This window comes from Streptococcus tangpeifui (assembly GCF_011038795.1).
Taxonomy (GTDB): Bacteria; Bacillota; Bacilli; order Lactobacillales; family Streptococcaceae; genus Streptococcus; species Streptococcus tangpeifui.
This window is the reverse complement of the sequence record NZ_JAAKDU010000002.1, coordinates 39,107-52,126: the sequence shown is the minus strand read 5'-3', so window position 1 is coordinate 52,126 and position 13,020 is coordinate 39,107. Positions and strand designations below refer to the sequence as shown.

Annotated in this window: 10 protein-coding genes and 1 pseudogene; 1 reads left to right on the top strand and 10 read right to left on the bottom strand. The window is 37.4% G+C overall.

Going from position 1 to position 13,020, the window contains the following annotated elements:
• Positions 1-136: 136 nt before the first annotated feature.
• Positions 137-778, bottom strand: a complete 642-nt coding sequence (locus tag G7Y32_RS01980) for a deoxynucleoside kinase (protein ID WP_165209934.1) — start codon at positions 776-778, stop codon at positions 137-139.
• A gap of 1,222 nt (positions 779-2,000) precedes the next feature.
• Entirely contained in the window at positions 2,001-3,338 is a 1,338-nt protein-coding gene (locus tag G7Y32_RS01975) for a hemolysin family protein (RefSeq protein WP_165209931.1), read from the bottom strand.
• Between the two features lie 138 nt (positions 3,339-3,476).
• Between G7Y32_RS01975 and G7Y32_RS01970 the strand changes: the two genes are divergently transcribed.
• The gene (locus tag G7Y32_RS01970) at positions 3,477-4,259 is read left to right on the top strand and encodes an ABC transporter ATP-binding protein (protein WP_165209928.1); all 783 of its coding nucleotides are present in this window, start codon (positions 3,477-3,479) and stop codon (positions 4,257-4,259) included.
• A 76-nt stretch (positions 4,260-4,335) separates the two neighbouring features.
• Here the strand turns inward: G7Y32_RS01970 and G7Y32_RS01965 are convergent, their stop codons facing one another.
• From G7Y32_RS01965 to relB, 8 genes and pseudogenes are all read right to left on the bottom strand, one after another.
• Positions 4,336-6,597 carry a DEAD/DEAH box helicase gene (locus G7Y32_RS01965; protein WP_165209925.1) on the bottom strand — a complete coding sequence of 754 codons (2,262 nt, stop codon included), beginning with the start codon at positions 6,595-6,597 and terminating at the stop codon, positions 4,336-4,338.
• Complete coding sequence (locus tag G7Y32_RS01960; RefSeq protein ID WP_165209922.1) at positions 6,597-8,306, bottom strand: site-specific DNA-methyltransferase; 1,710 nt, start codon at positions 8,304-8,306, stop codon at positions 6,597-6,599. Before G7Y32_RS01960 ends, G7Y32_RS01965 begins: the two co-directional genes overlap by 1 nt.
• Before the next feature lie 63 nt (positions 8,307-8,369).
• Positions 8,370-8,492, bottom strand: coding sequence for a hypothetical protein (locus tag G7Y32_RS10445; protein WP_277423842.1), 123 nt, complete (start codon positions 8,490-8,492; stop codon positions 8,370-8,372).
• 224 nt (positions 8,493-8,716) lie between these two features.
• Positions 8,717-10,843, bottom strand: coding sequence for a DEAD/DEAH box helicase (locus tag G7Y32_RS01955; protein ID WP_165209919.1), 2,127 nt, complete (start codon positions 10,841-10,843; stop codon positions 8,717-8,719).
• Positions 10,840-11,745 (bottom strand): HamA C-terminal domain-containing protein, encoded by a 906-nt coding sequence (locus G7Y32_RS01950; protein WP_165209916.1) that lies wholly within the window; start codon positions 11,743-11,745, stop codon positions 10,840-10,842. Before G7Y32_RS01950 ends, G7Y32_RS01955 begins: the two co-directional genes overlap by 4 nt.
• A 450-nt stretch (positions 11,746-12,195) precedes the next feature.
• Complete coding sequence (locus G7Y32_RS01945; protein WP_165209914.1) at positions 12,196-12,384, bottom strand: DivIVA domain-containing protein; 189 nt, start codon at positions 12,382-12,384, stop codon at positions 12,196-12,198.
• Positions 12,385-12,518: 134 nt separating this feature from the next.
• Positions 12,519-12,781: pseudogene (locus G7Y32_RS01940) on the bottom strand (type II toxin-antitoxin system RelE family toxin).
• The gene (gene relB, locus G7Y32_RS01935; RefSeq protein WP_165209911.1) at positions 12,778-12,993 is read right to left on the bottom strand and encodes a type II toxin-antitoxin system RelB family antitoxin; all 216 of its coding nucleotides are present in this window, start codon (positions 12,991-12,993) and stop codon (positions 12,778-12,780) included. The pseudogene G7Y32_RS01940 and the gene relB overlap by 4 nt, the downstream one beginning before the upstream one ends.
• Between the last annotated feature and the right edge of the window lie 27 nt (positions 12,994-13,020).

Below are 13,020 nucleotides of genomic sequence, written 5' to 3'. Positions count from 1 at the left end.
AGAGAAAGTCCTTTAATGAAAACATTTGTAACCGTTTTTACGGTAATTTTATTATAGCGTTTTTCCCTTTAAAAATCTAGCATTGTGTCCATAAAAGCACCCCAATCCAACAGGACTAAGGTGCTTGAGAAAAAGTTCAGAGCAGGTTTAATTTTTTCAATTCCTGATCAACCATATCGAAGACAGTCTGCAAATCTTCTGGATTTTTGACAAAGTCCAGCTTGTCACCATCGATGCGAATCTTGGGAGAAACGCTGTAATTTTCATACCAGTCTGGGTATTCTCCATGGACCTGCTGATAGTATTCATAGAGTTCAGGATTGTCAGCAATCTGTTCGAAGCTGCGCCCCCGTTTGCTAATCCGTTCCAACATCTTGTCAAAGGAAACATCAATGTAGACCAGTAAATCAGGACTCTTCTTAGGCATGCCTTCCAATTCTTCCAGCATATTAGCCAAGAGCTCTTTGTAAATATCCAGCTCGGTCTTAGTGACATTACCGTTTTTGTAATTGAGGGTCAAGAAAAGTTCATCCTCAAAAATCGAGCGGTCGAGGATATTATTATCAGCCTTGTAGGCTTCCTTGATCGACTGGAAACGTTTATTCAAAAAGAATATTTGCAATAAAAAAGCGTACTTCTTAGGGTCTTGATAATAGAGATCCAAAACAGGATTATTATCAACTGCTTCATAGAACACCTGTGTCCCCAAGTGTTCCCCCAAAGATGCCGCCAACGAACTCTTACCAGCACCAATTGTGCCCGCTAAAACTATCAACATTATGCTCCTAAAAATAAAATACAAAGGGCGTTATAAAAGCCGTATGAAAATAGGGAAGGGACAGAAAATCCTGATTTTAAGACCTTCATCTTTTTCACTAGGCTTTTAGCCCGTGTTCAATTACAAAAATACTAAACCGTTAAACACTGCACAGAAAATTAGAATCCTGACCAAGGTGACTAAACATTTGAGAAGGATTGCCTAATTTTAAAGGGGTGTAGGCGTTGTTCAATTAAACAGTTTCACTAAGCATTAAAAATGCTTGTTCAACTACGAACTTTTCCTTGGAAAATTCTAATTCACTGGCTAGTTTATGGAGGTGGGTATCATCGACCAACCTACATAAGCATCACAACTACAAGGATGTGATAGAGCAAAGCCACCTAGTTACTAATGTAACTGGGGCCTAACAGTAATTACTTAGCCCTCTCACTCATTCAAACTAGCTAGTAAAATCGACTGTCTAGTTTCCAGTCGCCAAGGATAAAGTCACTCTATGGCTTTCTATTAGAGCGACTGCAAGGCTGATCCGTCGCAAGGCAAGGCCCCTTCCTCACCCATAAATATAGTAATCTCTCAAGATTAGCTGTAAAAGGAGCCTAGTCACTCACTAACTCCGCTAAAGCACTGTCAGTAACCATCCTGTCTTCACGCCCTACCAGCTAATACTCAAAAATAGACAAGGCAGCAAAGTCCAGACAACTCTTTTTGGCTATTTTATTCTATCTGATTTGCGGAGGTAATTCAAGCACCAAAACCATGAAAATGATTTTCATTAGTTGAGAGTGAGACTCAATCAGTAAATCGTGATCAAATCACAATTTTGATTTACCTTGTTTTTCTATTTTAGCGTTCTGATATCTGCCACTTTCCTGTTTTCAGGTGGCAGGCTATTCCCAAACTGTCAAAGTTCACGGAGTATTTCAATCCCACCTCCGTACAGTTCAAAAAAGCTAGGAGATCTTTTGAAGTTGGAAATAGGATGAACGCCGTTCATCACATTCGTTTAGATTTTCCGATTGGTCTTGTGACAAACGGCGAACCAGCCAGCAGTGGAGCTCTGGTGCTAAAGCACCTAATAAGACTTGTTGGCTAAGCCAACAAGTCTTGCTCTCATCACCTGCGCCAAGCGTTTATTTCAAAACAGGAAGCTGGATGAGTTTTTGCCAACCTCATCTTATTATTTCTAAAAAACTCGCAGCCAGTAGCTACGAGTCTTACTTTATTCTTTCACGTCATCTGCTTCTTCAAGCGGACTGACCAGCACCTTAACCTTGGTGACTCGGCCTTCCTTGACCTTATCATTGATGATTTCTAGGTGACGTTGACCGCTGTCCACATGGAAGCTTTCTTTTTCTTCTTGTGATGGAATATTGCCGACACCAGTCAGATAGTAGCCGGCAATAGTATCCACATCATCACTTTCCAATTCGGTTTCAAAGTATTCGTTGAAATCATTGAGAGTCATGGTACCGAGGACAATATAGGTATCAGGGGCAATCTCACGAACCTCAACCTCAGCTTGGTCGGTTTCATCATCAATTTCTCCGACAATCTCTTCCAAGAGATCTTCCAATGTCACCAGACCAGCTACACCGCCGTATTCATCCAGCAGAATCGCCATCTGATTTTGCGTCCGACGCAATTCTTTAAGCAGATCGTCCACAAAGATAGTCTCCGGTACAAAGAGGGGTTCCTGTAAAATACGGCGCAGATTAATGGTCTCAAATCCGTTATTAAAGCCCACTTCCAGCAGTTTCTTGGTATGAATCAAACCGAGAACCTTATCCTTGTCATCATCATAAACAGGAATTCGTGAATAGCTTTTCTTTAGGATTTCCTTGATAATTTCCTGAGGATCATCGTTGATATCAACCATGAAGGCATCGGTCCGGTGAACCATAACCTCACGCGCCATCAGTTCATCCAGCGAGAAGACCCCTTGCAGCATTTCGATTTCTTCCTGATCAAGAGTCTCCTCACTATTGGTCAGCATGTACTCAATCTCGTCACGCGTCATCTTCTCATCCGCATCATCAAAAGTCATCGGTGTGATTCGACTGAGCAGATTAGTCGAAGCTGACAAGAACCAGACGAAAGGACTGACAACCTTCCCCAAACCTACAATAACAGGGGCAGAATAGATGGCCAGATTATCCTTAAGATTCATGGCAATACGCTTGGGATAGAGCTCCCCTAAAACGATCGCGATATAGGTCAAGAAAATCAGCGAAATAATACTGCCAGCTGTCTGGGCAGCTGCAGAATTGCCAAACCAGCCTGCAATCACCTTACCCAGAGCAGCTGATAAACTAGCCCCTTGCAAGAGTGAGATAAAGGTGATACCTACCTGAATGGTTGATAGAAAATTATTGGGTTTGTCCAGTACCTTGACCAGACGGATATATTTTTTATCGCCCTCTTCTGCCTTTTGTTCCACACGCGCCCGATTGAGTGATACCATGGACATTTCGGATGCTGCAAAAAAGGCATTCAACGATGTGAGGACAACAAGTAAAAGCAATTGAAAAAGCAAATGCTGACTGCTCGGGTCTTCCATTAAATTCTTTCTCCTAAAATGTAGATTGCCTTCATTATAGCATAATTTCAAAAAGCATGTTGAAAAGTCGCCCAAGCCCTTAATTTTTCAGACAAAGCATGCTATAATGTAGCTAATTTTTATAGGCGGAGGTAACGTATGGCTATCATTTCCATGAAAAATGTCAGCTTACGTAAGCAAGGGAAAAATCTTCTGACAGGTATCAACTGGACTGTCGAGAAAGGTCAGACGTGGGCTATTCTGGGACTTAATGGGGCTGGTAAAACAACCCTGCTCAAGCTGATTATGGCTGAGCATTACCCTACCGATGGCCAAACGGAGATCTTAGACGTTCCATTTGGCCAAGGAGACATCTCTGAAATCCGCAAGCGCATTGGTATTGTCTCGGGCTTTATCAGCGACCGCCTCTCCCTGCAGATGGTGGCTGAACAGGCCGTTTTAACCGGTAAGTACAAGTCTTCCATACTCTACAAGGAATATGGAGAGAAAGAGCTAGGGGAAGCTAGAGACATGCTGACACGTTTAGATGGCGAAAAGCTCATCGGACGCCGACTTCACACCTTATCCCAGGGGGAGCGCCAACTCATCATGATTGCCCGCTGTCTCATGGAAGAGCCGGATATCATCATCCTTGATGAAGCTACTGTAGGGCTGGATCTCTTTGCCAGAGAGAAACTACTCAAGCAAATCGATCGGATCACCGACCTGCCGCAGGCACCGACGGTTCTCTACGTCACCCATCACGCCGAAGAAATCACCCAAAAGATGGACCATGTCCTGCTGCTGAAACAAGGGAGAATCATTGCTCAAGGCAAGAAAGAAGACATCATTACTGTACCAACTCTGACCCAATTCTTCGATAATCAGGTTTCTATCATTCCCATTGATGACCATCGCTTTTTTATCAAGCCGGAGTTATAAAAATAGCCATTGCTTATTTGCAATGGTTATTTTAGTCAGCAGTAATATTATAACTAGATTTTTTCCCATTTAATTTTTATTGTCCAAACAAATCGTTCCCGAAGAATTCACTCATGGGTTTCCAATACTCTCTATTATTGGTATCTTCCTCCCAAGTAGTATTATTGAACAATAAACCAGTAACATCACCTAAATTATTTTTAATAGGACGAACAAAGGCAAACTTAGCTCCATTTGGATTGGTCTTCTTATTTTCTGCCCATTCTCGAATAGCCTTGAATTTTGCTTCTGAGTAAGCATCAATATTTTGACCATTGCCACCTTTGGTTTCGACGATATAAGTGATACCATCCGTTCCTAGGAAAATATAGTCTGGGAAGAACCCCTCTTTTTTCTGACCATAGGCAACAGAAAAATATTTATCTCCTCGATCTTTGCTGCGATACCACCATTTCACTTGCTCAGTATTTTCAAGCCATTTCTCAAAAGCTTTTTCTGGTTTTTTGGTACTTACCCAGTTATGTTCTCCATAACCTTTATAGATATTTTTAGTAAAGATTTGACCTTGCGTATCTTTCAACTTTTGATACATTTCATTTCGGGGAATATCAAAAGGAACCAAATCTAATTCGTCGTGACTCAAACCATAGTCTAAAGATAGCTGTTTATCAAATAATCCTTGTGCATCTGCATTCTTAGCTGTATCTCGGAGTAATCGGTAATTATTGATAACAAAAGCCATGAATTCTGAAGGCTTGAGACTCAAAAAGCGCTTATTAGGTTCTTCACTGCGATTTGAAAATAATTCCAACAGAATATGATTCACATCACTGGGATTATCACGATAGAGATATTTTTGTATAGCCTGCTCCGCATTCAACAAGTCTAAACGATTGTCACGAGGATTAACTGGCATTTTAACATCATACGATATGAGCTGATTACTGATAATATCTCGCTCTAATTTATCAGACTTGGCTAACTTTTGCAGGATTGTCGTTCCAAAGATAAACCCTTGACTCTCCAATTTTTCCTTATTTTGACTACCGTTTTGCTCGATAAGCCCATAGTCATTCTTAAATTGTTTTCTGAGAGCAGCAACAACTTCGCTGTTCGTTAGCCCTGCTCGGGCATTGGGTTTTACAGAAATAAGCTGAAAATCTGGGGCATTCTCTTTTAACTCATAGGTAGCAATATAGGAGCCTTCTCCTTGTTGGAGAACTTCTGCAATGTACTTTTGGTCATTAGAATAGATGAAGGCATTGTCCAGTAAAGGATTATCATAGTGCTTTTGTTCTGGCATTCTGCGAATCCGACCAACCGTTTGCAGGGTGAAATTTGGCTCAGTATTAAGACGGAGCTTGACTAAAATTTTAGCACGAGGAGCATCCCAACCCGTTGATACAGCCTGTTTCATCAAGAGATAATTGACAGGACTGTCTGCCTTTTCAATATCTGCAACATTGATTTTCTCATTGGCCAACCAAGTGGCTACTTGACTATCTTCCTGACCAATTTCAGAAAGGTAGGTTCTGACTTGCTTGATTAGGCTATTACGCTCTTCTTTATTCGCTTTCTTTTCATCAGGAAATTGAACGAGTACCAAAGGATTGATAGACAGACCCAACTTTTCGTATTCCGACTTGATTTGGCGCCGTTTATCATCCGCAGAATCTAGGAAATACTGCACCATATTATCCACGACATCACCATCAACACCATCTGGGTTGAGCTCAACATTTCGTACAATCAGTCCCTGTGCAATCACGTCTTCATCATTCACCTGCACATTGTCATAGCTAGGAGAAGATGATTTCGGCGTTGCTGAGGCACGGATAATCTTATCCGCCTCAAACTTATCAATAATTTTCTGAGCTTTCTCAGTCTGATCCCGATGTTCTTCATCAATTATCAAGACGAAATGAAGTCCCTTGTTCCTAGCATCTTTGATAATATCATCAAGGTTCTTGGTTTCTCCTTCACGCAAAGCGATAGCCTTATCGTTTTTGACACGTTCCCAATTTAAAAAGGTCGCCATGCCAGACCGAAATCCAGCAGTCAAAGCCTCGTCAAGATTGATAGATTTGACAAATTTTCCATAATTTTTGGACTTATTCCAAGACTGTTCTTCTAGTTCTCCATTTCCTGGTGTCAGCCAAATAAAGACATAGTCATAAGGATTGGAATTATACTCCAAAATTCTGTCCATCAGACTAATGAGCATGATTGTTTTCCCTGCACCAGTCGGAGCATAGAAAACCGTCGTTTGTTTTTGAGAATAGAAAAATTTATCCTGCAGAGTCTGAACAGCCTGCTCTTGAAAAGGGAATAATTTCATTATAATCCTGCCTCTCTCATTTCTTTAGCAAAGTAATATTCTGGGACATCAACCAAATTAATATCTTGATAACGCATACGGTCTTCTTTTTCCATTAGGACATGGGAATGCTGACGGACATAGACTGTTTTTATACCTGTCAAGTCAAGATTTCTGATTTCTGACAGACTAAAGGCTACCGCCTTATCACTCTCTTCTAGGTCAATGCCATGTTCCAATTCGATTAAAGTTTTAACGTTGTTCAAAAGGGTATATTCTAAATCGTCATCATCTTTTTCAATAAATTGTGTTTTAAAATATTTGAGATTATGGGGTAGCTCCTTTTGGATATTGGCCAAACGCTTGTAGGTTACTTCCTCGCAGATATTATTCTCATTATTGGTGCAAAGAATGTATTTACGATTACCACCGTCTTCTTTATTAAGCTGAGCCACTGCATGACCTGTTGTACCTGAGCCAGCGAAAAAGTCAAGGATGGTGGAATTATTAGTAAACAAAGATATAATTTGTTTAATTAATAGGATAGGTTTTGAATAATCAAATTTTCTTCCTAATTTTAATGCATCAATATTCTTTTTTGCATTATCATTTGAATAAGAATTATCTACATAATCTAATGTTGTAGGAGGAATTGTTCTGTCAATATTCTTTATAGTGTACCTCCCGTTATCCCTTATAATACTTACTTTAAAATATGTTTTCGTATATAAGCGAATACCATTACGTGATTTCTTCGCGACAACAAAGTCATTTTTTAACCCATATTCCAATTTTTCAGAACTCCATCTCCATCGATATCCGTCTTGAGGATTATTAGCCTTTCTATCTAGGTATTCCTGCTTTGATACTGAACCAGGATAATAAGTATTTTCACCAATAGTGATGGGATAGTCTAAGCTTCTAACATAGCCCAGAGTAGCGTAATCAAGGGTTTGATTAAGCTTGTACCCTCCTCTTTCATCAAAATGTTTATCTTTTAAAGGGTAGTTATCCCCACCTACTTCCTTTTTAATAAATTTTACCTTAGATTTATTCTTTGCATAACAAATAATATAGTCATGATTCCCTGCATATGTCGCTTGTTGATTTTTCCCAGCTTTTTTAGTAAGCCTTGGTAATGTTGCAATGAAATTATCTTTCCCAAATATCTGATCACACAACAACTTCAACTGCGCCTGTTCATTATCATCAATGGAGATAAAAATAACACCTGTTTCGCTTAATAGTTTTTGGGCAATCTCAAGACGCTTGCTCATAAAACTCAGCCATTTGGAATGTGAGTAACCATCAGTCTTATCCACAATTTTATCATTGTAGACAAAATCCTTATTTCCTGTATTGTAAGGCGGATCAATGTAAATCACATCAATCATTCCTTTATGCGTTTTTTCAAGGAGGTGAAGACTGTGCAGGTTATCTCCCTCAAGCAAAAAATTATAATCAGTTGAATCGGGATTTCCATGAATTTTTCTGGTCTCGTCCTCAATGAAAACAGGAAACTTTGTTTCCATTTCTTCCTCAACCAGCTCAGCATGCTCTTCCCAGACCAAACCATAGCGCTTTGAATCAATGAGTTCTACTAGTTTTTCTAGTTTTGGTAGATCTTCATGATTAGATTCTTTTCTCGCTTGCTCCATCAAATGTCTGACATAGGCAAGCGCCTCTGCCTTTTCATTCTGATGAGGGCGTTCATTGAAATCTGAAGGCATTAGAAAACACCCCCAATCTCAGTGATTGAAAGTGTTTTGGTGTATACTGAAAGAGAGCAGTACTTAACTACTGCTTGCTTGCTTGCTTGCTTGCTTGCTTGCTTGCTTGCTTGCTTGCTTGCTTGCTTGCTTGCTTGCTTGCTTGCTTGCTTGCTTGCTTGCTTGCTTGCTAATGGATTGTAGCATTTTTCATTTCCTCGTCAACAGTTTTTCTTCTAGTTTATCTCAATTTTCCTATGATTTCAACTTCTCTACCATAATCTGAATATGAGTATCTATACCTCAATACATACAGATGGCTCATTTATAAACTAATAAATTGAAAAAGCATACTAAAAGATATTGAGTTAACTATTTAGGTCTATAGCCTTAAACACTGCTACTAGTATAGCAGATAAGCATTTATTAAATTATTGAATGGCCTGTCGCAATAGTTTTTCTTCATAAGTTATCATATTATTACTTATTCTTATAATATTATTTTTCAAATACTGCATAATTTGTGAGTCTTCAACCAATCCATCTGGTAGGTTTCTGATTTTCTTAACTGCTGAACTTGGTACACCATAATCAATTAAAAATTGTAGTCTTTCATCAACTTGTTCATTCTCTAAAAGGGAAGCAAATGTTGTGTAATCCCCAGTTTTCATATTAGCTTTATTGAAAACATACTCTTGTATAGAATCTACAACAGCCAATATTTTAGGAATTTCAAAATTAGCTTCATTTCTTTGGAACTTTAGTACCCAATCAATTGCTTTGTTTAAAGAGTCCTTCTTACCTTGACTTTCAAAGAAATTGAATTGCTCGATAATAGTCTTTTTTAGTGGCTGATTTACAAATTTTAATGCTGTGACTGCCTTGTTCTGGGCAAAACCCTCTTTTTCGTTTCCTTTCAAAAATTTATAGCCCAAATATAATGTTTTCCAAAGTTCATCATAAGAAGGCACCCCATCCCATTTTAAGTAAGTAAGATTTTCCCTATTCTCTTCGATATATTTATATAGCGACTTCTGGCCTTTAATAGAAATTAGATTATCCCTAATAATATCTTGAATTTCACTATCTAAATCTTCTTCTAGTTCACGCTTTCTTTTAATTTCCTTCGCTTCATCATCTGGAATATTGATTAAAATCTCATCAGATACCGGAGTTTGATCAACACTCGGAACATCTATTATAAATTCCTCCCCTTCTATTTTATCTATAAATAGATACACATTTCCCGTGAAATGCTGGTTCATTCGTCCTGCACGTCCACGAATGTTTGCAAAATCAAAAAAATCGATTTTATTATTTCCTTTGTTTTGACTATAAATAAACATATTCTTAGCTACAGTATTTACTCCCTCAATTAATGAAACTGTAGCAAAAAGGACTTTCAATTTTCTTTCATTGAAAAGTTCAATTTCTGAAGTGACCACATGTCTCGGTAATGCTCCATTATGTGCACCAATTCCGTACTTTAATAACTTTTTTAACTGCCACTCTGGAGATATGTTAGTATCAATCCATTCAAATATTTCTAAATTATCGTTCTTAACTTCATAATTCAATTCGTCCAAATAATCTATATATTCTCCAGCTAATTTGTAAGCTTCATTAGGGGATTTGACATACACAATACTAGAATCATCTTGTTCAGATAACATCTTAAATAATTTATTCTTTTTAGAATTTCCCGTTAAAGGATTGTTATTTCTGTTTCTTACTTCAGCAACATTTGTATTTACCAATGCATAGTCCGTTTTAAAAAAGTTAATTTGATATTTTTCCCTAAATGCTTCAGATAATGAGTCAACCGTTGGAGTTAGAAACATAGCTTGAGGTTGATGATTCATAATTTTAAGCAAAACAACGTTCAAAGCATCAATTCTACTGTCATTTAAACGATTGCTAATCTTATAAAATTCATCAATTACAAAAAAGTCAATATGAGGTAAATCTGGAAATTCCAATACACGTTCAGCTGTAAGGATAAAAATATTTTTCGTGTCTACTTTTTGTCGTGTATTAATGATTAAATTATAGAAATCTTTATACTTTGATAACTTCTTTCTTGTTTCATCAATTAAAGCAAGAGTTGGTTGAATAATTAAAATATTGTCAAATTGTCGTCTAGCAACAATCTCTTCAATCAATAAGCTTTTTCCAAAACTTGTTGGGGCACTGACAGCAACATTCTCACCATTTGATAGTGCCTGTTCAATTTCTTTTTGCTGCTCATGAAAATAAACATTCGGAAGATAATCAGATTTAAAAAATTCTGTTTTTATTCGTGTTTGAGTAGATAAACTAATCATTTCCTGAGAATTGACCTTATCCATAAAATAAGGATAGAAGCCAGCTCGACCAATTAAATCAATCCAAATTTCTTTTGCATCTTTGTTTACATTATCCCAAATATCTAAGACATGAATAATAATTTTTCGAGCTTCTGGCTCATCAATTTTACTGGAAACATACTTGATTAAAGAAAAATTTTCATCAAAATTTCTTAACTCAGAACATTTTAAAAAATCATCAATATCTATCATCCTTGCTGAGCTCCTTTCAGTTTCAAGTGTAAATCTTTCACAAATTCACGTTTACTCTCAAGAGGGAATAAAAATAAGAAAATATTTAAGTAGTTATTCCACGAATGATTCTCAACTTTTTTATTTGCTCTTTCTCTTAATAAGTTAATTTCATTTTCTAAATTTTCTTTGAAGATGTGATCATCACTATAATTTTGAAGTGACTTACTATCAAAACCTGCGAAAAGAGCAATATTAATATTGGCTAACCTATTCAATACTTTTGTTTGTGGATCTATCAATGTTTTCATGAAATCATCAAGCTCAATACCACTATCATGGACTCGATTATCAATAATAGCAAATTCAGAATCAAAAAAGTTTGAATTAAAATGTTCCTCTAAATCTTTCATCAAAGCATCAATCGCTGAATTAGCTGCTGTATATAATTTTGATTCCCCTATCCACAAAATACGATTTTCGGAATCAACATGAACGGCATCAAAACCGTGAGCAGGTAACCCCATACTATCTTTAAAATAAATCTTTGAAATCAAGGCATCAGCATTAAAATATTCATGCAACAGATGGTATAAGAGGAGTTCTCCAAATTCGCCACGTTTCAAATATTTATCCTCTATATCGTCAGACTCAAGATAGTATTTACTTGCCTCTTGGAGTTCTGGAATGTTATACATCTTTCTAAGTGCTTCTCTTTGTACCTTGGAGATGTCTTGAGTTGTTCTTATTTTTGACATCACATTTTTTGTTCCAAATGCAAAGGCAGTAATATCATCAAATAACTCATCATAGAATTTGGATTTTACTTGTGATATATTTCCAGAATCATCCAAATCAAATCCTATATAAAACGTATGGACATTTTCCTTATTTTTTATATGCTCTGAGTGGTTATGGCTCATTGACTATCCCCTTACTGTTTCTTCAATCTCCCTAATTATACCCCAATCAGAAAAAAAAGACATCAAATTGGACGCTCTTATACTTTGAGTTGTTATGAGGATGTATACTAAATATTAATAATCCGTCGTACTAATGATATCTGAGTTTTATAGATCTAAATAGTCTAAATAGGTGTTTATAAACTAATTTAAACTAACACTACAAATAATGCTTCTGCTTTAACATCACTCCCTCGTCCACCCCTACGAAAACCATTGGACTTTGTAACCTCGACCTTTGACTACAGAGCTCGTGATATTCAGAAAATCGGGCAGCTAGCTGGATACTTGGGCTTTTCAAAAGGTAGTGCCATTCTGCACCTATATTTTTGAAGAGAGATAATTCCTCTTAACGCTGCATCATAAAAGCTGCCAGAGTCATTGCTCTGGCAGCTTTTGGGGCTATCAAATCTAATAAAACGGAGAATCATTTATCTCCGACTTCAATGCCTTGATGCCATCATTGGAGGATGGCTTTCCCTGCTCCAAAGCATCTAAGGTGGCTATAATCTCATCGAGAAATTCGTCAACTTCTTCCTTATTGTAGCCTCTAAATTCTGTAGAGAACTTTTTATCCAAGATTTCCTGCTTGGTGATCATTTGGGCTCCTCCTTAATAATGCCTTTGTTTATCTTCTGATAGGCTTCCTTTAAAGCTCTATTAACCTAGCTAGGAAACACTTTTTCACTAGGACAGAGCAGGCCTGTCGTTAATGGCAAGAGTAAACATACCCGCTAATAAATATCTCTATGATGACCAACCGCAAACACTTCTATAATGATTTCATCTTCAAGAATATTGGCTAGTATTCGATAATCACCTACACGATAACGCCACTCCCCAGATCGATTGGCAGTCAGTCCTTTCCCATGTTGCCTTGGACTATGCGTTCCTTGAAGATTTTTATCTACCCAAAGCAGGATAGATGAACGTGTAAAAACGTCTAATTTTTTAGCTGTTTCAAAACCTTTTTAGTGTAGGTAACTTTATAGCTCATAATCCAAATTCTTTCATGATGTCTTCATGAGATAGTCGCTTTCCATCATCTTCTGCTATTGCTTGACGTAAAACCTGTAAATCGTAGTCATCTTCTATTCTTTCTAGCATAGCTTGCCTTGCAAATTCAGAAATAGTGAGACCGTGCAGGTGAATATAATTTTTGATCAAATCACTATCTTGTTCATTGATCCTTAAAGTCATTGTAGCCATCAATATCGCCTCCTTGGATACATTGTA

Bases quoted from the DNA above. Each gene is read 5' to 3' on its own strand.
- G7Y32_RS01955 (WP_165209919.1), bottom strand. From the start codon at position 10,843: ATGATAGATATTGATGATTTTTTAAAATGTTCTGAGTTAAGAAATTTT.
- G7Y32_RS10445 (WP_277423842.1), bottom strand. From the start codon at position 8,492: ATGCTACAATCCATTAGCAAGCAAGCAAGCAAGCAAGCAAGCAAGCAA.
- G7Y32_RS01980 (WP_165209934.1), bottom strand. From the start codon at position 778: ATGTTGATAGTTTTAGCGGGCACAATTGGTGCTGGTAAGAGTTCGTTG.
- G7Y32_RS01975 (WP_165209931.1), bottom strand. From the start codon at position 3,338: ATGGAAGACCCGAGCAGTCAGCATTTGCTTTTTCAATTGCTTTTACTT.
- G7Y32_RS01970 (WP_165209928.1), top strand. From the start codon at position 3,477: ATGGCTATCATTTCCATGAAAAATGTCAGCTTACGTAAGCAAGGGAAA.
- G7Y32_RS01965 (WP_165209925.1), bottom strand. From the start codon at position 6,597: ATGAAATTATTCCCTTTTCAAGAGCAGGCTGTTCAGACTCTGCAGGAT.
- G7Y32_RS01950 (WP_165209916.1), bottom strand. From the start codon at position 11,745: ATGAGCCATAACCACTCAGAGCATATAAAAAATAAGGAAAATGTCCAT.
- relB (WP_165209911.1), bottom strand. From the start codon at position 12,993: ATGGCTACAATGACTTTAAGGATCAATGAACAAGATAGTGATTTGATC.
- G7Y32_RS01960 (WP_165209922.1), bottom strand. From the start codon at position 8,306: ATGCCTTCAGATTTCAATGAACGCCCTCATCAGAATGAAAAGGCAGAG.
- G7Y32_RS01945 (WP_165209914.1), bottom strand. From the start codon at position 12,384: ATGATCACCAAGCAGGAAATCTTGGATAAAAAGTTCTCTACAGAATTT.